The following is a 22,906-nucleotide window of genomic DNA, read 5'->3' on the forward strand; positions in this document are numbered from 1 at the left end:
CCTTAATCATCTTCATTCCTTACCCATAATTTAACAAAAACTTTCTTACCTTTATATTTAAAAAATGCGGGATACAATTCTGGATGACATGCTCGAATTGGATTTATAAGGTCCATCAAAGACTGCTTCGGATCAACTTCTGAATCTTCCGGTGTCCTTAATCTTATATATATAGTTTCCTCAATTTTATCTTGTTTTCTTTTAACTAATCGCTCACCTTTAATAATTTTTTGAAGTACCTTAACTAACATCCTCGATTCTAACTCTCTGCTTTTTTCATAAAGAGATAATATATTGTCAAAAGGGCCTATTTCAAATTTTTCTTGCATAACAATATCCCCTCCATCAAGTGTTTCATCTAATTCATGAATAGTTACTCCACTCTCCGTTTCACCATTAGCTAAAATATACCATCCTGAATGCGCGCCCTTATATTTAGGTAATAATGTTGGATGAACATTTAATGCAGTGTCAACTAATGATAAAATCGACTGATCTATAAGTTTAGGATAACCTATTGAGATAATTACATGTGGAGCTAATTCATTTATAATACTTTCTAACTGATTTGTTTCAATAATAAAGAGTGGAATGTCTAATAATTCACAAGCTCGTTTCCAAGAATCCAACCTACTATTATGCAATTGATTTGCTATAACAAATTCAACCTTTATTCCGGCCCCTAAGCACCTATATAAACATTTTTCTCTGTCATTACCCACAAGGAATCCAATCTTCAATTTGTATACTCCTTCCATAAATCATAAGGTAAAATATACATTCCTTTATACTCTTCTTTAATTAATTTTAAAGGAGTGCTAATTAAATCATCCAAATCACCTGTAACTTTTACTAAATAAATATGTTTTCCCTCTATAGCTCCCCAACTTTTCTTATAATTATAAACTCCAAACTTCCCAGGACTTGATTGCCAATTAAATTTCGCTATTTTTTTTTCATTTAATTCATTAAATATATAATTTAAAGTAAAAGTAGTTCCATTTAAATAACTCTTAGAGGAAATAAATGCCGAAGAAAAATAATCAGCACTAAAAGCAGAATAAATAACCAAAATTCCACCTATTAGAAAATTATCCTCAAATAGCCCATAAAGCTTAGCATCTTTAAAATTATTCCTACTGGAGAAATTAAAAATATTTAAAAAGAATTCCGTTGGGTATTCTAAAGCACCAATTTCTTTATATCTATCTTTATAAATTTCAATCCACAAATTCCAATCATCTAAGTTTGTAAGAATTCTAACATCTAATCTACCGTCTCTGGACGCTTTATTAATTGAGTTCTTTATTTTGTCTCTTTTCTTTTTATCCAATTGATTTAAAAGATGGTTTTCATTTAAAGTTGAATATTGATAAAAATTTTCAAATACATAATCTGGATTAAAACTTTTTAAATATTGCTTAATCAAATTTTCTTGGTAAGGAGGAGTAGAAATAGTCATAGTTACACATGAATTTCGCTTAGCAACAAGACTTAATTCTTTTATAATAGCATCCCACACATTTTCATCCTCACCTACAAATCCCCCATACCCAATTAACGGATTGGAAATCATAACATTTCCGTATTCTCCTTTATAAATAGCATAAGAAATGTAATCCAATATTTCCCCATTTTCATAGGCTATTAACACTTCATATTGATACTTATTTAATTTATTTAAAATTCTTCCCCAAAAAGGATTATTTTGGGGGATCACTTTCTCTTTTGCTATAAAAAAATCATTAATGTTATAATACCATTCTTCGAGTTCACTACTTGAACTTATCCTAATAATATTCATTACTATAAACCTCTTACTATAGTTTTAAATTTATTAAAGATATAGTGAATCTCATTGAAGTTTAATTGTGAGTCTAGAGGTAAAACTAGTCCATAATTATACAACCTTGTTGAAATATTAAGTTTCTGAACCCCATACCGTTGTTTATAATGTAATAAATTTGATATAGCTTGAGCCCCAGCACCTGACTGAATTTCATATTCTTTCAATTTATAAATAACTTCTTCTCTGTTGATAGAGCCATTTAAAACAATCATAAAGCTTTGCCATGAATGTCCATCTATTTTTAAAGGTAAAGAAATTTCATTTATTTCTTTTAAGTATTCATAATATTTTTCAACATTCTGTTTTCTTCGCTTCAAATTCTCTTCAAAATTTTGTAATTGAGCTATCCCCAAAACCGCTTGGAAATCAGTCATTCGATAGTTATATCCAGGAATAACAACGTCAATTAATCCATTTTCATCACGTTTTAGACCATGGTTTCTCAATAACTCTACTTTCCTAGCTATCTTTTCTTTATTAGTAATTAATGCTCCACCTTCACCAGTAGTAATTGATTTTCTTGGATGAAATGAAAAGCAACCTATATCACCAAAAGTTCCTACATGTTGCTCATTATGATACGCTCCTAAAGCACACGCCGCGTCCTCTATAACATAGAGATTGTATTTTTTTGCAATAGCCATAATTCTAGTCATATCTGCTGGAGCACCAAACTCATGTACAACAATAATTGCTTTTAGCTGTTCTTTATAATTATAATTAGAAATTGTTTCCTCTAATTTATCAGGACACATATTATAGGAAGATGGATCAACATCAACTAATACAGTTCTTGCCTTTTGAATTTCAACTACATTTGCAGTCGCTACAAACGTAAAATCAGGTACAAGAACCGCATCCCCTTGCCCAATCTCTAATGCCTCTAATGCCAAATGTAATGCAGCTGTTCCACTTGAAACAGCAGATACATAATCCACATTAATGTATTTTTTTAATTCTGTTTCAAACTCTAGAACTTTTTCACCTTGTACTAACATACCTGATTCTAAAACTTTACAAACTTCTTGCATTGCTTCCTTAGGTATATTTGGTCGAGTTAATTTGATCATACTAAAACACCTTCGAAAAATTTAGCAGTATTAGTTATCCCATGTTCTAAATCGACTTTTGCTTCAAATCCTAATAATTCCCTTGCCTTATCAACCTTCGGAATACGTAATTCAATATCAGCGGAAGTCTTTGGAACAAATTTAATTTCAGATTTTGAATTTAAAACACGGACAATCGTACTAGCTAATCCATAAATAGTAGTTACTGCTTTGGCATTTCCAATGTTAAATGATTCTCCAATAGCACTATCATATACTAATGTTCGAATCACACCTTCAACCATATCATCTACATAGCACCATGCTCTAATTTGGCTTCCATCTCCATGTATTTGAATATCTTTATTCTGTAAAGCATTCTCAATAAAGGCTTTTAAGGCTCCCTCACCCACTTGGTTAGGTCCATAAACGTTAAATGGTCTTACAGTTACTGTAGGTAATCCATATTGTTTATAGTATGCATACGCCATATGTTCCTCAGCTAATTTACTAACTGCATAAGTCCATCTTGCTTCACCGACTGCACCTAAGACTGTAGGTGTAATTTCTTCTGATTTAAAAGCAACTTGACCGAATACTTCACTTGTACTAAAACAAACGACTCTTTTACAATTTTCTAATGTATTTGCGGCTTCTAACAGATTAGCTGAACCAATCATATTCACTTGCATTGTTTTCACTGGATTTTTCACTACTGTATCTATTCCAGCAATTCCAGCACAGTGGATTACATATTCAGAGCCCTGGATGCTTTGTGTTAAGAATTCTAAATCAAGTATATCCCCTTCTATTAATGTTAAATTGGGGTGATCTAGTAATTCTGTATTTTTAATAGCATTTCTTGCAAAAGAATCATAAATAACTACTTTATTGTCCTGTAGCAACACTTTTGCTAAAGTTGAACCTATAAAACCTGCACCACCAGTGATAAAAATCCGTTTACCCTTAATTTTTTTTAATAATTCTTTCATGAATACTTGCCAACTTTCTATTTCAGCATCAGCTGTATATTTTTTAATATTTCATGTAGATTTTCATCTTTTAAATATGGATGCATTGGTAATGACAAAACTCTATCAGTTAAGTTATCTGTTTCATACTCTTTCATTTTGTTAATAAACACTGTTTGTTCACTTATTTTTTTTGAATAATAAACCATTGTAGGTATTTCTAGGGCTTTCAAAAAGTCTTGTAGCTTTTCTCGCTCTTCTTTATTGTGCAATTTAACTGTATATTGTGCATAACTTGAATAATAACCTTCAGGAATATATGGAGTTTCAACAATTCCATTTAATTCTCTATTATATATAGAAGCAATTTTATTTACATCTTCCACTTCGTGTTCTATAAACGCTTTTAATTTTACTCGTAAAATAGCAGCTTGAATGGTATCAAGTCTAGAATTCATCCCAATACGGACATTATCATATTTATCTTTCCCTTTACCATGTACCTTTAAAGAATTTAATAACTCTGCCAACTCATCATCATTTGTGAATATAGCCCCACCATCTCCGTAGCATCCTAATGGCTTAGCAGGGAAAAATGACGTAGTGGCGGCATGTCCAAAACTACATGCACGCTTTCCATTAATATGTCCACCAAATCCTTGTGCTCCATCCTCTAAAACAAGTAATTCATATTTCAACCCAATTTGCTCAATCTCAGGATAATTTGCAGGCAAACCAAATAAATCTACGGGAATAATCACTTTAGGATTTAATTTCCCTTCTGAAATTACTTCCTTAATAGCTTTTTCTAATTTTTGTGGGTCCATATTAAATGTTCTTTCATCTACTTCTATAAAAATTGGTGTCGCTTTTGCATAAGCCACTACTTCTGCTGTTGCAAAAAAGGTGAAATCAGGTACAAACACTGCATCTCCTTCACCAATTCCCCAAGCCAGTAAAACAAGTGTTAATGCGTCTGTACCATTAGCACATGTAATACAATGCTTCACACCAACATAATCAGCCAGTTCTTTTTCTAATACTTTTACCGGCTCTCCCCCAACAAAAGTACCACTTTTTAATACATCAGCAATTGCTTGATCTATTTCACTTTTATAAGTTTGATATTGCCTTTTTAAATCTCGAAATTCTATTGTCATATAATCACCTTAGATTTCAACTAAATCTTCTTCTTTTATGCTATATTTTCTATTGCAATTAGTACACACCAGTGAAGAGTCTAATTGAGTACCACATTCACAAATCCAACCTTTTTGTTTTGCTGGTAATCCAACCATTAATGCATAGTTTGGGACATCTTTTGTAACAACAGCTCCAGCTGCGATCATTGCATTCTTTCCAATTGTAATACCACATACAATTGTCGAATTTGCTCCCAAAGAAGCACCTTCTTTTACTAACGTTTTCACATATTTTGATGAACCTTTTGGATATTTACTTCTTGGATTTAAATCATTAGTAAACACGACTGACGGACCACAAAAAACATTATCTTCCAACGTTACACCTTCGTAGACAGAAACATTATTTTGAATTTTTACTCCATTTCCTATCTGTACATTACAAGCAATATTTACATTTTGACCAATAACGCATTTTTCCCCAATATTCGAATACGATTGAATATGTGAAAAATGCCAAATTTTTGTCCCTTCACCTATAGTAACATCATTATCAATATATGAACTTTCATGCACTGAATAATTCACCTTGTTACCTCACCTTCTGCACAATCTAAAGTTGAATAATTTATCAAAGGCAACTTTATAGTTTGTTTAGAATTAGATGATTTATAAATTGCCAATACAAGCTCTAATGCATTTCTTCCATCTTTAGCTGTTACATATGGCTGTCTATCTTGCTCAATTGCTTCTATAACATCTGTATATAACAAGTAATGGCCAAAACCATAAATATTGGGTGGATTTTCTTTATAGTTTTCTTTTATATTTTCCGGATTATCAATTTCATCCGAAAAATTCCACTCCTCTATTAAATTAACAGACTTTCCACCAACCTTAACTGTTCCCTTTTCACCAAATATATAAAGAGTCTCTTCTAAGTTATTAGGATATATATTCGTTGTTCCCTCAATAATACCGTAGCTACCATTTTTAAATCGGATAAGAGCTAAACCCAAATCTTCTGCCTCAATATAGCCATGCATTAAAGTATCTGTCATACCTACAACCTCGACTATTTCATCTCCCATCATCCATCGAAGTAAATCGATATTATGTATACATTGATTCATAAGCGCACCACCATCATGCTCCCATGTTCCACGCCAAGGTGCTTGCTTATAATAATCTTCACCACGATTCCAACGAATATGCGCAGCGCCATGTAAAAGTTTTCCAAACCTACCCTGTTCCATAGCTTCGCGAGTCTTTTGTATAGATTTATTAAATCTATTTTGATGACATGCACTGACTTTCAAATTTTTTTCTTGTGCTTTTTCAATTATTAAATCAGCTTCTTTTAATGAAAGTGCAATTGGCTTTTCAATAATTAAATGGCAATTGTAGTCAAGACATTTCATTGCAATTTGACCATGAGAACCACTTTCTGTACATATTGCTACTAATTGTGGGGTTTGTTCAATTAACATCTGTTCATAATTTGTATACTTTTTCGCATTTGAAAGGTTAAATTTCTCAATTGTCTCGTCCATCTTTGACTCAATCAAATCACAAATTGCTACAATATCAATTTCGTTTTTTAATGCTGCAGCAATATGATTTGGAGAAATTCTTCCACAGCCAATTATTGCATATTTCATTTAACTATCCCCTTACATTAGTTCAATATTTTTACGGTTTAATACATGTTTCATTGCATTTTTTGTGTCAAAAATAAACTTGGAATTTTCTTGAACAAAGTTATAATCTATGTTTGAATGTGCTGTAGTAATAATTACAAGATCCTGACACTGTAATAATTCTATAGATAATTCTTGTACAGATTTATGTTCTACACTATTCAAATTAAAAGATTCAACATATGGGTCGAAATAATTCACTATCGAACCATGCTTTTCAAGTTCTTCGACCACTTTTAATGCAGGGCTTTCACGATAATCCGATATATCCCCCTTGTAAGCGACACCTAATAACAAGATCTTTGAGTCTGCAAGTGGTTTTTTAAATTTATTTAGTATTTTACTCATACGCTCTACACAGTATTCTGGCATTTTATGGTTTATTGTCATTGAAGCTTCTATTAATGTTGTATGAAAATTATATTCTTTAGCTTTCCATGAAAGATAATAAGGATCTAGTGGAATACAATGCCCTCCGACACCTGGACCAGGATAAAAAGCTTGAAAACCATAAGGCTTTGTTTTAGCTGCATCAATTACTTCCCAAATATCTATATTCATTTTTTCACATAACATCGCTAGCTCATTAACTACAGCAATATTGACATTTCGATAAATATTTTCTAAAACTTTCTCCATTTCTCCTACTGCCGGACTTGAAACAATATGTACATCACTTTCTAAAACCGTTTTATATACAGTCGCAATTACTTCAGCAGCTTCTTCTCCCACTGCTCCTACAACTTTCGGTGTATTTTTTGTTTTATATATTAAATTACCAGGGTCAACTCGTTCTGGAGAAAAACCTAAATAAAAATCTTTTCCGCAGATAAGGTCGGAACCTTCTTCTAGAATAGGTTTTAATACTTCTTCTGTTGTACCAGGATATGTTGTTGATTCTAAGACAACAATAGTTTCAGGTTTTAAATGCTTGGCTATTGATTTTGCAGAATTTACTACATAACTGATGTCTGGCTCTTGGTGAGAATTTAAAGGAGTTGGAACACAGATTGCTATAAAATCCACGTCTTTAATACAGGTAAAATCATTTGTTGCTGTAAGCATTTTATTTTCAACAAGCTGCTTTAAATCCTCATCAACAACATCTCCAATATAATTAACACCTTGATTTACCATATCAACTCTATCTTGTAAAATATCGAAACCAATTGTTCTAAATCCTGCCTTTGCTTTTTCAACTGCCAAAGGTAGTCCAACATATCCCAAACCTATAACTGCTATTTTAAAATCTCGAGATTTTATCTTTTTTAACATTAATTCTTTCATAAAGTGTCTCCTACTAAATTTATACTATTGAATACATTTTCCAGTTGTTTTGTCTGAAATTCTCTAGAATATTTATCATAAGAAATTAAATATTCTTCTTTAACACCATTTTTTTCATTCTTCAATAACTTCGAAAAACCCCCAAGTATTTCATGAATTGAAGAACTATGGTTCACTACAATAGAATCTTTATAAGGTTTTAAAAACTCTTTCACAAAATTATTTTCATCGTTTACTATCGAGAAAATTGGACGTTTTGCAGCCACTAAATTATATAGTTTACTAGTTCCCCCAACTTCAAGGTTGTTAATAAGTAAATTAATAGTAGCAGCATGATTCATTCGAATTGCTTCTAGATAATTTATATATCCACCATATTCTATAAAATCAAATTCAAATAATAACTTGAATTTTTCTGTTATTCCATCACCGAAAATTAAAAATTTAAGTTTTATTTCATCTTTATTTATTTCTTTTAAAGCATTTATAATTTTTTCAAAGTAGCTGTAATATGCAGGATATATTTTCCCACACCATACTAAAGTTTTTGCAGATTCATAATATGGTTCTACCTCTTTACAGTTATAGTCATCGTAATCAAAACCATTCTCTATAACATGTATGTTTTCTAAACCTGCTCCCATTTGCAAAAGCATGCTCTTTAACTCATTATTCACAGTTACTAAACTATCAGCATTTTCAATTACTTTCTTTTCAAATAATTCATTTATCATTCTTCCTTCTAATGTTCTAAACTTATTATTTTCATTTTTCCTTGTCCATCCATCTCTATAGTCTACTATTAGAGGGATTTGAGTAATTTGTTTTAACAACGTACCCACAATTCCTAACGTATATGGTGGAATTGTTACAAATATTAAATCTATCTTTTTAGAATTAATTATTTCTAATGATTTAAATAGAAAATGCATTAATGATCCCACCGGTGCTTCTGGTGTTTGCACTTCATAAAAACATTTTAAATATTCCTCATTTGATTTCGCTGTTGGTTCAAGCGTATTAACATAATGAATTTCTAAGTCTTCTGGAACATCTTTCAACAAACTATTATCTCTAGGTCTTTCAGGATAAATATCTGGATTTAAAGTAACAACAATTGGATTCCAATTTTTATTTTTCTTTAAATATTTAACAAATTTCAACGGTCTAAAAACACCGCTATCTGTATATGGTGGGAAATAATATGTTAAAAAAAGCACATTTTTCATAAAGTTCTCCTTATTTATATTGCAACAAATTTTCTCTTAATTCCCTCAGTGTAAACTTATACTCTTGCTTGGAGTTAAATTCTTTTAATTTCATCAAATTTTGTTTTGCATCAAAATACCCTGGATTATATTCTAATGCAGTTTCAAATAATTTTTGCGCCATTTCATAGTTGTTTTTTTGCGCTTGAATTATGCCTAAATTATTTAAAGAAGCACCATGTTTAGGATTTACTTTTAAAATATTTTTATATAATTCTTCTGCTTCACAATAATTGTTAAAATGTAATTCTACTAAAGCTTTTAAAAATAACTCAGATATGCTCGTATTTTCATTATTTAAATTCCCCGCGCTTTTTTTTGCTTCATTCCATCTATTAAATCTTATTTGAAAATCTAAAAGGTAATTTACTTTTTCTTTCGATGCTACATTTTTTTCAATTGACTCTTTAATAAAATGATAATTATATTTTTTTAATAAAGTTTTTTCTCCAGTATCTGTTGTCCCAATATTTGATGTTAAATTATTTGCATGTCTTCTAATATAAGTTAAAGGTTGGTTTATATATTCTATATTCCTCCCACTTAATAATAGCCTTAACCAAAAGTCCACATCTTCTACATATTTTATTGATTCATCAAACCCCTTTAATTTTAAAAAATCACTTCTCTTTACCAAACTACCTGATGGTGAAATAATCGGGTTACGTTTAATCATCTCTAAGAACCCTATTACCCCATTTAATGTTTGACCTGTATTTAAGCCTGTCAGTTTTTTACCATGTGAATCAATTTGCTGAAATTGACAATAAATCGCTGAAAATTCTTTATTTATATTAGCTTCATATATTTCTAATAGTTCTGAATCACATTTGTCATCTGCATCTAAAAAGAATAACCAATCAGTCTTAGCTTTTGTTGCTCCAAAATTGCGCGCTGTCGAAGCTCCTGAGTTTTTTTGGGAATACATGTATATACATTCTGTTTCTACCTGTAATTTCCTAACAATATCTAATGTCTTATCAACACTTCCATCATCAATGACAATAATCTCTTTACACTTTTTAGTTTGGTTAAGAACACTTTCTATTGTTTCCTGAATATACTCTTCAGCATTATATGCGGGTATTATCACAGATACTTCCATCACATACCTCAACTACTTTCGTATTATTTCTTCAACATATATCTTCCGTCAAATACTACCATTTCGTTAGATATTTCTTTAACTATCTCTTTAAATTCATTCCACTCTGTAACCAATAATATAACTTCAGAAGTTTCAATGACTTCATTCACTGAGTCTACACAGCAGGGCAAATGTTTTACAACAGGATCATATGCTTTCACAAGTGCCCCACGTTTTTTCAATTCTTCAATTAAATAAATCGATGGAGCCTCACGTAAATCATCTGTATTTGGTTTAAATGCTAGTCCTAATATACCAATTGCTTTACCAATTACATCATCATTAAAATAATCTAGTACCTTTTGTAAAAATAGCTGTTGTTGTCTAAAGTTTACCTTAATCGCAGATTCTATAATTGTCATAGGATTGCCATTTTCTCTTCCTAAATAAGCAATTGCTTCTGTATCTTTCGGGAAGCATGAACCTCCATATCCTAGACCGGGATTTAAGAAAGCACGGCCTATTCTATGGTCCATACCCATTCCATCTGCCACATCTAATACACTAACACCAACTTTTTCGCAAAGGTTTGCAATCTCATTAATATAACTAATTTTTACTGCTAAAAACGCATTTGCTGCATACTTAATCATTTCTGCACTTCGACGATTTGTTCGAATGATTGGTAATTTTAGTGGTTTATACAATTGCTCTATTTTATCACCAATTACTTCTGATTCGGCACCTATGACGATTCGATCGGCATGAAATGTATCATGAATCGCAAAGCCTTCACGCAAAAACTCTGGGTTGGAAACAATATCAACGCATGCATTCACTATGAGATGCTTTTCAATTATTGTTTTTATTAAATCATTCGTTCCGACTGGCACAGTGCTTTTTACAACAACAATTGTGTCACGTATAATATTTAAAGCGATGTCCTTAGCTGCTTGCTTAATATAACTTAAATCTGGAGCCCCACTTTCACTTTGTGGTGTCCCAACTGCAATAAATACAATTTCAGCCTCTTTAAACGCCTCTTTATGGCTCATTGTAAAAGATAATCGATTTTTCCCAATATTTCTCATCATTAAATCATCTAACCCTGGCTCATAAATTGGCGACTTGCCTGACTTTAAAGATTTCACTTTATTTTCATCAATATCAATACAAGTAACTGTATGACCAATCTCAGAAAGTACTACGCCTGTTACAAGGCCTACATATCCAGTACCAATCACCGCTACATTCATCATGATTGTCCCACCTTTTGTACAACTTCTTTTAAGTATGTTAAAACGTCCTCTTTTAAATCCTCACGCTCTAATGCAAAGTCAATCGTCGCCTGTACAAATCCAAACTTACTGCCACAATCATATAACATCCCCTTTACATCATGTGCCACGATTCGCTCCGATTGATTGAGTAGCTCAATTGCATCTGTTAACTGAATCTCATCTCCAGTACCAGGCTGAATTACTTTCAATGCATTAAAAATGGTTGGTTTTAACACATAACGCCCCATAATCGCTAGATTTGAAGGAGCTTCCTTAGCATTTGGCTTCTCGACGAAGCCTTTTACCTCTATAGCTTTGCCTTTTACAACTTCACCATCTGGATTAATGACACCATATTGATTGACTACGTCCATGCCTACTGCTTGTACACCGATTACTGAAGTTTGTTCCTTTTCATACGTTTCGATGAGTTGAGCCAATGCAGGCTTCTCTGTTTGTAGAATAATATCTCCTAATAGTACGGCAAACGGTTCATCACCAATAAAACGATGTGCACAATATATTGCATCACCAAGGCCTTTCGCCTCTTTTTGACGGATATAATGAATGTTCGCTAAATTTGAAATCGCTTGGATTTGCTCAAGTTCGTCCCATTTTCTCTTTTTTATCAGTAGTTCTTCCAGCTCATAGGTTTTATCGAAATGGTCTTCAATGGAACGCTTGTTACGGCCGCTAATAATAATAATATCTTCAATCCCAGATGCAACTGCTTCTTCTACTATGTACTGAATTGTCGGTTTATCTACAATTGGTAACATTTCTTTCGGCTGCGCCTTCGTTGCTGGCAAAAAGCGTGTGCCTAGCCCAGCAGCTGGAATTACCGCTTTCCGTACTTTTTGCATTTACACCCGCTCCTTAAAATAGGCAATTGTTTTTTGAAGCCCTTCATCAAGCATGACAGTCGGCTCCCAATTCAGCAGTCTTTTTGCTTCATCTATAACTGGCTTGCGCTGCTTCGGATCATCTTGGGGCAGTAGCTTAAATTGTAGTGTTGTATCGTTACCTGTCCATCTCATTACTTTCTCTGCTAACTGTAACATTGTAAATTCATTTGGATTACCCAGATTTAAAGGTCCTGTGATTTCCTTTGGTGTTTCCATTAAGAGCAAGAAGCCTTCTATAAGATCATCCACATAGCAAAATGAACGTGTTTGTTGACCATCACCATATACAGTAAGATGCTTATTTTGTAATGATTGTACGATAAAGTTGCTTACGACACGTCCATCTTTTACATCCATACGTGGTCCATATGTATTAAAAATACGGGCAATTTTTATTTCGATATCGTACATTCTCGCATAATCAAAAAATAGAGTTTCTGCGCCACGTTTCCCCTCATCATAGCAGCTACGAATACCAATCGGATTGACATTTCCCCAGTAATGCTCTGTTTGTGGGTGCACTAATGGATCACCATAAATCTCCGATGTAGAAGCTTGGAAAATTTTTGCCCCTGTCTTTCGAGCAAGTTCAAGTAAATGTAATACTCCAAGTACACTCGTTTTAAATGTATGTATCGGGTCAGATTGATAATGTACTGGACTCGCGGGACATGCTAAATTATAAATTTCATCAAAATGACCAAGTTCAGGGAATGACTCCGTAACATCATGTTGGATAAATGTAATTCGCTCATTAAAAAGAAAATGCTCAATATTATCTAGAGAACCTGTCTTTAAGTTATCGATACAAACAATCTCATGCCCTTGTTCAAGTAATCTGTCAATTAAATGTGACCCTAAGAAGCCTGCTCCGCCTGTTACTAAAATCCGTTTCACTATAACATGCCCTCCATGAATTCATGCAATTCTTCAATCGTTAACCATTCCTTATTCTTATCACTCGTATATGCAAACCCCATAGGTAATTCTTTACCTCCTTCTGCAAACGTCTTTGACCACCAAGGAAACTCAGGCTGAATAACATAGTATGTATCAAACTCCACCGTATGACGAGCATCATCTTCCATAATCATCGCTTCATGTAATTTTTCTCCTGGGCGAATACCAACAATCTCTATTTTGCACTCTGGTGCAATGGCTTTTGCTAAATCTATAACTCTCATACTTGGAATTTTAGGAACAAAAATTTCTCCTCCATGCATGCGCTCTAAATTATCGAGCACAAACTGTACACCTTGATCTAATGTTATCCAAAATCTTGTCATTCGTTCATCTGTAACTGGCAATGTCCCTGTCTTTTTTATCTTTTTAAAGAAAGGCACCACACTACCACGACTACCAGCTACATTGCCATAACGAACAACGGCAAAGCTTGTTTTTTTATCTCCAACATAGGCATTAGCAGCTACGAATAATTTATCTGAAGCTAGTTTCGTCGCTCCGTATAAATTTACAGGACTGCATGCTTTATCTGTAGAAAGAGCAATTACCTTTTCTACTCCACAATCTATAGCTGCTTCAATAATATTTTGTGCACCATGTATATTTGTTTTGACCGCTTCAAATGGATTATATTCACAGGCATCAACATGTTTCATTGCTGCTGCATGAATAACAATATCTACACCGTTAAAAGCTCGATATAGACGATCTTTATCTCTAACATCCCCGATAAAGAAACGAAGTCTTTCATCATCAAAATCTTGTTTCATTTCATATTGTTTTAATTCATCTCGACTAAAAACAATTATTTTTTTTACACCTAGTGTTAATGCTTTATGTATAAATTTTTTTCCAAAGGAACCTGTTCCACCTGTTACAAGAACTGTTTTATTTTTTAATACGTTCATAGTGCGTATATCTCCATTCTAATTCATTCATTTTATGTATTTTATTATATAACCAACTTCTATCTATATATATCGACAAAATTCCTCAATAATAAATAAAAACCTACATATCAGTAGGCTTTTAATTTGAATTAACAATTCTATTCAGTTCATTTTGGTTTATATATGGTACTTTAGGTATAAACACACCTTGTTTTGATGTAGTATAAAGTTTTTTCGACATTCGTTTAGCCTTATTTTCCATCCACCTTGTATAAACTTGCAAATTCGGTGTCGTATAAACTAATGAGCCATCGTTTGCAAGAACTTCTCTTATATTCAAATCACCACTGACTGCCCGTCCCGATGTAGAATCTTTGGCATGAGTTTGATTGCCTACAAAACCTAGATCTTGTCCAAATAAAATAATCTCTTCAAAATCCAAATATTCAAGTAAACTAATAGTAACTGTAGATACAGAGCCCCCCGTCTCAAGCAAAGGCCTTTTATGCTTTTCTGCAGCTACCTCGGCCAAAGGATACCCTTGTTGAAATATAATATAAGAGTCTCCCTCATGTTGGATAACAGTTTCGGCATTAGCAGTGCTTAAAAAATATAATGGCCCTAGATATCCTGAGCCTTCAATTTGTTTAATAATGTCAGACTTTGCATCTGAAATTACAGCTGCTGTGGGTGTTATTCCATTTAGTAATAATAATTTTAATGCAGAGCCTACTGCAAATACCTCAACTTTATCCTGTATCTCCTTTAACCAGCTTACTGTGTTATTAAGTGATGGTCCTGATGCAACAATACATGCAATTTTCTTTTTATATTTTGGATAATTTCGTATTTCTGGAGAAATGTGCATGTTGCAATTAAAATTATTTTCCATCAAATCAGCAGATCTTTTATAGGTTACTTGATTAATTTTTATATCTTCTAAATAAGTAAATAGTGGATGGTCTTGTCCAATTGCTTTTATCCAACTACCGGAAATCAGCACCTGGGTCTTTTCATTCAATATAAAATCTTTCAAATCATGAATAACTTCTATTTTTAATAGTAAATCATCAGATTCTTTGTTATTCAAAAATAATTCATATTCTAATTTTTCAAAGAAATATACAATGACTCTTTTACCTTTTGCTAATTGTGCTAATCTTTCCGCATGATAGCCAAGACCTAGACCTATTAAAAAATACTGTTCCATGGAATCTTCAAATTCACTATCTATCCACTTCCATGCATCTTCCCTAGGACTATATTTACTATAGATCGTATAGTTATTTAACGTTAATGTTGCTTCTCCATTTTTTGCGGTAGCAACTTCCCAGTTCATTAGTTTTCAAACCCTTCAATTGGCGATAGTTGTTCAAAAAATGGTGCGATTTCATATTCAAACATATCTGCAACTAATACATAATCTTGCAGTTCTAACCCACTGTTAATTTCATTTAAAAACTCATGAATCTGTTCTACTGGTAAGTGCACTGTTACTTTATTTTTAGAAAGTAAATCACTCGCTTCTACTAACCAGCCCATTCCTTCTGAAAACTGTAAAATCATTTGCATAGCTTCTGGTACTTCATCTTTACGTAAATGTTCTGCAATTTGAATACTTCCTGAAGATACTTTTAAAATATATTCATTGTAACTATTAATTACTTCAATTACTTCATTCATTGTTTTCAACCTCACTATTGTCTAATACATTTTTGATGCACTGCTCTGTATAATTTATAGCATCTTGTAGCTGTGAATATAATGCTTTAGTTTGCCTATTAACTCGTTTATAAGTTTCTATTGTAGTTTCATTCTCGGTTGGTAAATAATGGTTTAAAATATCTATTGTAATAGAATTAGTCATTGGCTCCATAGGAATTTTATCAAGAAGTTTATTAACTTTCTTCTCTATACTATCTAATTTCTTTAGAGCTTTTTGATCGATCTGATTTAATGACTCTATTTTTTTTACAATTGTTAACCCTTTAATTAATAATTCTTTTAGTTCATTTAAATTAATAAGAATTTTTTTTAATTTATCATGAATATCCAAGTGTACGCTAGTATCATTTACTTTTGTTACTTTAGATATTTCTATATCACTTGCAAATTTCTTTAGAAATCCTTCGAAAGTTAGCTGCTCAAATCCATTTATCTTAATACCGCCTTCAGTACAATTAAAATAAGGTGCATCTGGCTTTCTTACCATGATAAGGGCTTCAAAATCTAATTTCATTGATTGGAAGACAGGGTTTGTCCAAACAGGCTCTCCATAAAACCCTTCAACTTGAAAAGCTTCTTGTTCTTTAATAAATGCTTCATCAATCTTTCTAGCATTTTTATTGTTTGCAGCATGTGTTAAATTATCGGTATACGCTAAATCCTGACCGATTAATGCAATTGGCCCAGACGAAATATAATGGGCGATATTAAAAGCAGCATGTGCCACACTGCCGCCATACTCTAAAGTAGGCAATTTTAAATTTAACTCTTTTTCAAGGTAATTTGATAATTTATTGAAACTATGTGTTCCAATTAAATATCCTCTTTGCGAGAAAGATTCTCTAACCTTATAGTGATTTTGCATACTATAAATTATTTCAGCATTTATTAAGTCCAATTGTTTAAAATGGTTATAATTTGGTTCGCCACCATCTATTGTTACAACATAATCAGGCTCAATATCATTACTTAATAATGAATTAGTCGTTGAGCCAGCTGAAATTAATATCATATTATTTCTATATTTTTTTAATAAAGGTATTTGTTTCGTTAAAGAAGGGCCCCCAGAAGCTATCACTACAGGGCAATTATATTGTTTATGTAATTTCTCAATTGTACAATCTTCGTTAAGATTACGTAAATTTTCAATAAAATTACGTTGCCATTCTTTCGCATAGCGTATTAACGTATAATCATTTGTTCTATTTTTATATTGTAAATCAACTATTTTTTTCAGCAATTCTTTGTACTCATTTGGGAATACTTTTTCATAATTTGGAGTACATATCGTTTTAAATGATACACGTGTATTTGCAGCAATCTCATTTATATAAAGCTCGAATATAGGAATAACCGTACTATTAAACGCAAATAGATTAGATGCTTGGTGTTTAAGTTCTAAAGTTTGGTTATTAAATAAAGGATCTACTACGATTATATTTTCTTCAAATGATCTACGATTTAATAACGCTTCTACAATATAACCACATCCATAACCAAAAATGATATGAGTGTGATGTGGTGTATATTGGCGATCTACTAATTGTTCAGCTTCTTTAACAGGGTTATATTTACTATGTATAAAATACTCATTTATTTTTAATGTCTCATCACCATTTTTAGCTTGCATGAACTCAACATTTATACTCAAAACGTATCACCTCAATACTTCTATCAACATTGATTTAAATATTTAAAAAAACCTCTAGCCAAAGCTAGAGGTTTAGCGTTTAAAATTAACCTAATAATTGTAGAACGCCTTGTGGTTGTTGGTTAGCTTGAGCTAACATAGATTGTGCAGCTTGCATTAAGATGTTGTTCTTAGTGAAGCCCATCATCTCTTTAGCCATATCTGTGTCACGGATACGTGATTCAGCAGCTGTTAAGTTTTCAGAAGTTGCGCCTAAGTTGTTAATAGTGTGCTCTAGACGGTTTTGAACCGCACCTAAAGATGCACGAGTTTCAGATACACGGTTTAATGCTTTATCGATAATAGTAATTGAGTTATCTGCTGCAGTTTGAGTAGAGATATTAATACCTGTTGTACCAATTTTATCAGTTGCTGTTAACTCTTTTACATCATCAGCTTTAGCTGCAGAGTTTACACCAAGTGAAGTAGCTGACATGTTACTAATACTTAAGTTGATTGATTGGCCAGAGTTAGCACCGATGTGGAACACTTTACCGCCGTCAGCAGTAGCGTTATTGATATCGTATGCACCAGCATCCCCAACTTTACCACCAAATTTACCGTTAAGTAATTTTTGAGTGTTAAACTCAGTATCTGTAGAAATACGAGTGATTTCCTCAGCTAAAGAGTTAATTTCTAATTGAAGTGCAGCACGGTCAGAAGATACGTTTGTATCGTTCGAAGATTGAACTGATAATTCACGCATACGTTGTAGAATTGAGTGAGTTTCGTTAAGTGCACCCTCAGCAGTTTGGATTAAAGAGATTGAGTCTTGAGCGTTTTTAGTAGCCATATCAAGACCACGGATTTGTCCACGCATTTTTTCAGAGATTGCTAAACCAGCAGCGTCGTCACCAGCGCGGTTGATTTTGTAACCTGAAGATAATTTCTCAAGGTTTTTAGAAGCTTGAGTGTTGTTAAAAGTAAGGTTACGGTGTGTGTTTAAAGCTGAAATGTTGTGTTGAATTCTCATTTGGAATTCCTCCTTGAATGTTTGTTTTGTTATTCCACATCCGTGTGGAATTTCGGATTAGGTAGTATGTATGTACTTCCTGCCCCTTACAATTTATATATCGTATTTAGTTGGAAATGTTTAATAGTTTTTCGAAAGTTTTTTTATTTTTTTATGTAATAGATTACTAACTTAAAATTATCACTAAAAAACATAGACTTTATTTTTTCTTTAGCTGTTCCAAGAAGCTTGAAGATGCTGTTAAAGCTTCTCTATTTTGCGCTTGAATAGCTTCAAAAACTTCGGAACGGTGTACTTTAACTGTTTTTGGCGCGACAATGCCGATTTTAATTTGTTCGCCTTCGACAGCTAATATTTTAATTTCGATTTGATCGCCTATCATGATAGATTCATCTTTTTTTCGAGAAAGCACTAGCATTATTTTGCACTTCCTTCCATTGTTTGCATTGGGTAGCGCAATGGATAGGATTTATTATCTTGCAGGACAATTTGTTTACCACATTTTTTATCCATGTTAATGATTATAGGTGCCAGTAAATTAATCGTCGATTCTTGGAAAGTTTCCTTCATTGTTACTATAGAGTATGTAAGTACGTTCTCTTCCTTCTCAATTTGTAGCTGATTACGATCATCTTCACATATATCAAAGCTGTAATCTTTTTTGAAGGCGAATGGATAGGCAACTACAAAACCAATTTCCACATTATCAATAGATTGCAGTATCGCTAAAGGAAGATCTGCATCTATAGGCAATAATACGAAATTTTTTTCATTCTCTAATCCAAGTAAACCATGTTCAAATTTTAAGATGTCCTGTTCCTCAATTTCGATTTCACCTAAAAATTTAGTAGCAATTTTCATTCTTTTATACGCTCCTTTAAATGACGACATTGATATCAACATCCGGTCTTTGTACCATTGTACCAGTTACTTTTCCTGGCGTGTATTCGTGTATTGGTTTGTTCACTTTTGCGTCAATTATTGGCTCTCTCCGCTGAATATTGACATCAGTTGTACCTGGTATATAGTCTATTTTCACAGAACCTACTGATGGTACAAATTTAATATTAAATGGGGTACGGTGTGGACCATGATTTTGTTTAGCGATATTTTGGATAGTTGCACGGCCTTGGTCTTTACCAGCGCTGACCATCATTTGACGTCCCTCTCTCGCTCTACGTGCCATTCCCTGTAGATTCTCTTGTTTTCCTTTTTCTGCGTAGTTGGCACTTGATTCTAATGGACCTATCATCCCAATATCCCTTCTTGCCTGAGAAGAGTCTATTTTTAAAATGCCTTTAGTCGTACGAATTTCTAAAATAGCGGCTGGCTGTTCAATATGCTGTGTTGCTTTTGGTTGTTTAATAGATTGTTGTGGTTTTGATATATTAAGATCTAATTTTGCATCTGTTGTATAAATTTGAATTTGTGGGAGTCTCATCTGCTTCTCTCCTTTCAAGAAAAGCGTCTGAACAAAATGTCCAAACGCTTCTTTTAATCTTATTCGTTAAGATCTATTGTCGAATTTAAATAGGTAAAACTATTTTACCTAATAAAATCTACCAATGTTTGTTGAATAATTTTCGCACCAACAGAAAGTGCAGCTTGATGAATTGATTCACTAGTAACCATTTCCGTAATAGCCTTCGCATAATCAACATCTTCATTATCGGACAACTGCTTTGTTACACTTACCTCACGGATAGAAAGGCGATTCTCCATTAACTCTACACGATTTTGACGTGCCCCAACATCAGCCTGAGCCTCGAGAATTTTATTATGCATCGCTGTAATATCATCGCCTTTACTTTGTTCCGCTACTCCTCCAAGCGCATTACCGATTTCTTCACCAGTAGCTGGCCCACCAGCACGATTAGGATCTAAAAGATCTGAAATTTTCCCCATCATGTCATCAACATTTTGAAAAAGTTCAGCTCCAGGAGTATTCACTTTCATCTGAATACCATCATAAACTTCAATAACTACATCTTCTGAGTTTACTTTTGTTGGATCAATTTTACCATTTTCAAACAACGGCTGAGTAGTACGTGTTCCGCTGAAAATATAACGATCGGCAATCTTTGTGTTTCCTACATCTTGAATTTGCTGACGAATTTGATCAATTTCAGACTTGATTTTCGCACGCTCGTCCGGTGTATTCGTATCGTTAGCCGCTTGAATAACGAGCTCACGAACACGCTTCATCTGTTCACCAACTTGGTTGAGCGATTCGTCTGTTGTGTCTAACCAGTTATTAACCTCATTCATATTACGTGTATATTGTTCAACTTGACCTAAATCACGGCGATAGCCCATTCCTTTTACTGCTATTACAGGATCATCAGAAGGGCGAGTAATTTTAGAACTTGACATGATTTGATCTTGCAGCTTAGACATTTTACTGTAGCTATTATTTAAGTTTAAAAGCATGTTATTGGATAACATGGATTGTGTTACGCGCATATTTTTAAAAGCCCCTTTCTATCTTAATGCTAGAGTATTTCCTATAGTCCTACACGGCCCATGCCGTTAATGATTTTGTCTAATGTTTCATCGACAACTGTAATCATACGTGCGTTGGCATTATATGCTTGTTGGAACGTAATCATATTTGTCATTTCCTCATCAAGGGACACAGAACTTACTGAAGCACGGTTACCTGAAAGTGTTACTAATAATTTTTGAGAAGTCATGTTTAAGCGATAAGCTTCTTCACCATCAGTTCCTAGTTTTCCAATCATCCCTTGATAGAAGGAGTTAAACGTCGCACCATCTAAATCGGCTTGGCTTTTTGATTGAAGATTAGCGAGTTCAAGTGCAAATTTACCATTTCCTTCTTCATTTGCCGCATCAGATGCAGCTAATTTAGAAGGATCTTTTAAAAATTCATCATTTACCTTAATATTGCCTGCAGTTATTGGTAATCCATCTTCCGTAGTAAAGAAATCTAAACCATTTTGAACACCTGTTAAATCATAACCTTGCTTATGCATTTTATTGAAGGCTTCAGCAAATTTAACTGCCAATTTATTAAGGTCAGCTAATGTTTCGACGTAATACCCTTTTGGTCCACCTGGACTATCGTATCCGTACGAATCAATAAGAGATAACATTTTCCCTTTACCTGGTTCTAACTGGTCATATGTAATGGTTTCTGATGTACCAAGTCCACTTACTTGAATAGATGAGAACACATTGGACAAGTCGTTGCCATTAATTTGCTTGGAACCACTTGGATCTGCGACAGTGCCATTTACTTCAATAGTAGCAAAGTCTCTACCATTCACTAGCTCAATCTCTTTATCTGTACCATATGGCTTGAATACAACTGTCACGCTTCCTTCAGCCACAGCACTAGCATTTCCGCCAGATTCGACACGTTTAATGGATACAGGTATGTAATTATTTAATTCATCGATTAGAACATCACGTGCATCGTATAAGTCGTTCGGTACATGACCATTCGGTTCTACTTCCTGCACTTGTTTATTGATGGCAGCAATTTGCTTTAAGAGCGAATTAATACGATTCGTCGCTACATTAATTTCATTTCCTAAATTGCCTTGAATTGTTTTTATCTGCTTGTCCATATATCTAAATGATTCAGCTAGGTGGTCAGCACGTTGTATCGCTACTTTACGGGAGGCTGTATTTTCTGGGTTTGTGCTGACATCTTGAAGACCTTTCCAGAACTGTTCTAATGCTGCGTTTAAACCATATTGAGACGGTTCGTCCATTATATCTTCCATTTGAGAAATCGCATTTGAACGTGATTCCCAATAGCCTAGTTTGTTTGTTTCTTGACGGAATTGACGATCAACAAATTCATCACGCATACGTTGAATCGATCCCGCTTCAACCCCAGTTCCTAGATGCCCTGGATAGTTAGGTTGATTTAAACCAGCTTGTGGGAAACCTTGTGTTGCTTGCATATTTACTCGTTGGCGAGAGTAACCTAATGTATTTGCATTGGAAATATTATGTCCTGTTGTATATAGAGCTGTTTGTTGTGTAAATAAACCGCGTTTACTAGCTTCTAAGCCCATAAATGTTGAGCGCATTCTTTTTCCTCCTTTTTATGAACATTTATAATTCCAAGCAAATGTTTCTTGCATGGGCGCAAGAAA

The 22,906-nt window shown here is 33.3% G+C and carries 23 protein-coding genes; all 23 read right to left on the reverse strand.

The window, feature by feature from the left end; translation table 11 throughout:
* Window positions 1-2: 2 nt before the first annotated feature.
* Window positions 3-740 (reverse strand): methionyl-tRNA formyltransferase, encoded by a 738-nt coding sequence (locus tag AC3WSK_RS09225; protein ID WP_492411788.1) that lies wholly within the window; start codon window positions 738-740, stop codon window positions 3-5.
* The gene (locus AC3WSK_RS09230; RefSeq protein ID WP_492411790.1) at window positions 737-1,804 is read right to left on the reverse strand and encodes a GNAT family N-acetyltransferase; all 1,068 of its coding nucleotides are present in this window, start codon (window positions 1,802-1,804) and stop codon (window positions 737-739) included. Before AC3WSK_RS09230 ends, AC3WSK_RS09225 begins: the two co-directional genes overlap by 4 nt.
* 2 nt (window positions 1,805-1,806) lie before the next feature.
* Complete coding sequence (locus AC3WSK_RS09235; RefSeq protein WP_492411792.1) at window positions 1,807-2,919, reverse strand: DegT/DnrJ/EryC1/StrS family aminotransferase; 1,113 nt, start codon at window positions 2,917-2,919, stop codon at window positions 1,807-1,809.
* Entirely contained in the window at window positions 2,916-3,890 is a 975-nt protein-coding gene (locus AC3WSK_RS09240; RefSeq protein ID WP_427481775.1) for an NAD-dependent epimerase/dehydratase family protein, read from the reverse strand. The genes AC3WSK_RS09235 and AC3WSK_RS09240 overlap by 4 nt, the downstream gene beginning before the upstream one ends.
* A gap of 17 nt (window positions 3,891-3,907) precedes the next feature.
* A complete protein-coding gene (locus AC3WSK_RS09245) occupies window positions 3,908-5,029 on the reverse strand; it encodes a DegT/DnrJ/EryC1/StrS family aminotransferase (protein WP_427481774.1) in 1,122 nt (373 codons plus the stop codon).
* A 9-nt stretch (window positions 5,030-5,038) separates the two neighbouring features.
* Window positions 5,039-5,587 (reverse strand): acyltransferase, encoded by a 549-nt coding sequence (locus AC3WSK_RS09250; RefSeq protein ID WP_492535017.1) that lies wholly within the window; start codon window positions 5,585-5,587, stop codon window positions 5,039-5,041.
* A gap of 8 nt (window positions 5,588-5,595) precedes the next feature.
* Window positions 5,596-6,672 (reverse strand): Gfo/Idh/MocA family protein, encoded by a 1,077-nt coding sequence (locus AC3WSK_RS09255; protein ID WP_427481770.1) that lies wholly within the window; start codon window positions 6,670-6,672, stop codon window positions 5,596-5,598.
* 12 nt (window positions 6,673-6,684) lie between these two features.
* Window positions 6,685-7,998: a nucleotide sugar dehydrogenase gene (locus tag AC3WSK_RS09260; protein ID WP_427481768.1), complete on the reverse strand. Its 1,314-nt coding sequence runs from the start codon at window positions 7,996-7,998 to the stop codon at window positions 6,685-6,687.
* Complete coding sequence (locus AC3WSK_RS09265) at window positions 7,995-9,227, reverse strand: glycosyltransferase (protein ID WP_492411796.1); 1,233 nt, start codon at window positions 9,225-9,227, stop codon at window positions 7,995-7,997. Before AC3WSK_RS09265 ends, AC3WSK_RS09260 begins: the two co-directional genes overlap by 4 nt.
* A gap of 10 nt (window positions 9,228-9,237) precedes the next feature.
* Window positions 9,238-10,371 carry a glycosyltransferase gene (locus tag AC3WSK_RS09270; RefSeq protein WP_492411798.1) on the reverse strand — a complete coding sequence of 378 codons (1,134 nt, stop codon included), beginning with the start codon at window positions 10,369-10,371 and terminating at the stop codon, window positions 9,238-9,240.
* Between the two features lie 23 nt (window positions 10,372-10,394).
* Complete coding sequence (locus tag AC3WSK_RS09275; protein WP_427481765.1) at window positions 10,395-11,612, reverse strand: UDP-glucose dehydrogenase family protein; 1,218 nt, start codon at window positions 11,610-11,612, stop codon at window positions 10,395-10,397.
* Entirely contained in the window at window positions 11,609-12,496 is an 888-nt protein-coding gene (gene galU, locus AC3WSK_RS09280) for a UTP--glucose-1-phosphate uridylyltransferase GalU (protein WP_492411800.1), read from the reverse strand. Before galU ends, AC3WSK_RS09275 begins: the two co-directional genes overlap by 4 nt.
* Entirely contained in the window at window positions 12,497-13,435 is a 939-nt protein-coding gene (locus AC3WSK_RS09285; RefSeq protein WP_427481761.1) for a UDP-glucuronic acid decarboxylase family protein, read from the reverse strand.
* Window positions 13,435-14,409, reverse strand: coding sequence for a UDP-N-acetylglucosamine 4,6-dehydratase (inverting) (pseB, locus tag AC3WSK_RS09290; RefSeq protein WP_492411803.1), 975 nt, complete (start codon window positions 14,407-14,409; stop codon window positions 13,435-13,437). The genes AC3WSK_RS09285 and pseB overlap by 1 nt, the downstream gene beginning before the upstream one ends.
* Before the next feature lie 121 nt (window positions 14,410-14,530).
* Window positions 14,531-15,730 (reverse strand): motility associated factor glycosyltransferase family protein, encoded by a 1,200-nt coding sequence (locus tag AC3WSK_RS09295; protein WP_492411804.1) that lies wholly within the window; start codon window positions 15,728-15,730, stop codon window positions 14,531-14,533.
* Window positions 15,730-16,074 (reverse strand): DUF8042 domain-containing protein, encoded by a 345-nt coding sequence (locus AC3WSK_RS09300; RefSeq protein WP_492411806.1) that lies wholly within the window; start codon window positions 16,072-16,074, stop codon window positions 15,730-15,732. Before AC3WSK_RS09300 ends, AC3WSK_RS09295 begins: the two co-directional genes overlap by 1 nt.
* On the reverse strand, window positions 16,067-17,767 hold the full coding sequence (locus tag AC3WSK_RS09305) for a motility associated factor glycosyltransferase family protein (protein ID WP_492411808.1): 1,701 nt from the start codon (window positions 17,765-17,767) through the stop codon (window positions 16,067-16,069). Before AC3WSK_RS09305 ends, AC3WSK_RS09300 begins: the two co-directional genes overlap by 8 nt.
* 85 nt (window positions 17,768-17,852) lie before the next feature.
* On the reverse strand, window positions 17,853-18,779 hold the full coding sequence (gene hag / locus AC3WSK_RS09310; protein ID WP_492411810.1) for a flagellin Hag: 927 nt from the start codon (window positions 18,777-18,779) through the stop codon (window positions 17,853-17,855).
* A 199-nt stretch (window positions 18,780-18,978) separates the two neighbouring features.
* Complete coding sequence (gene csrA / locus AC3WSK_RS09315) at window positions 18,979-19,197, reverse strand: carbon storage regulator CsrA (RefSeq protein WP_323645554.1); 219 nt, start codon at window positions 19,195-19,197, stop codon at window positions 18,979-18,981.
* A complete protein-coding gene (gene fliW / locus AC3WSK_RS09320; protein ID WP_492411812.1) occupies window positions 19,197-19,640 on the reverse strand; it encodes a flagellar assembly protein FliW in 444 nt (147 codons plus the stop codon). Before fliW ends, csrA begins: the two co-directional genes overlap by 1 nt.
* A gap of 16 nt (window positions 19,641-19,656) precedes the next feature.
* Complete coding sequence (locus AC3WSK_RS09325; RefSeq protein ID WP_492411814.1) at window positions 19,657-20,220, reverse strand: DUF6470 family protein; 564 nt, start codon at window positions 20,218-20,220, stop codon at window positions 19,657-19,659.
* A 104-nt stretch (window positions 20,221-20,324) separates the two neighbouring features.
* The gene (gene flgL, locus AC3WSK_RS09330; protein WP_427481745.1) at window positions 20,325-21,242 is read right to left on the reverse strand and encodes a flagellar hook-associated protein FlgL; all 918 of its coding nucleotides are present in this window, start codon (window positions 21,240-21,242) and stop codon (window positions 20,325-20,327) included.
* 41 nt (window positions 21,243-21,283) lie between these two features.
* Window positions 21,284-22,840 (reverse strand): flagellar hook-associated protein FlgK, encoded by a 1,557-nt coding sequence (gene flgK, locus AC3WSK_RS09335; protein WP_492411816.1) that lies wholly within the window; start codon window positions 22,838-22,840, stop codon window positions 21,284-21,286.
* Window positions 22,841-22,906: the final 66 nt, after the last annotated feature.

The organism is Lysinibacillus sp. EB271-A1-10B (genome assembly GCF_058791335.1).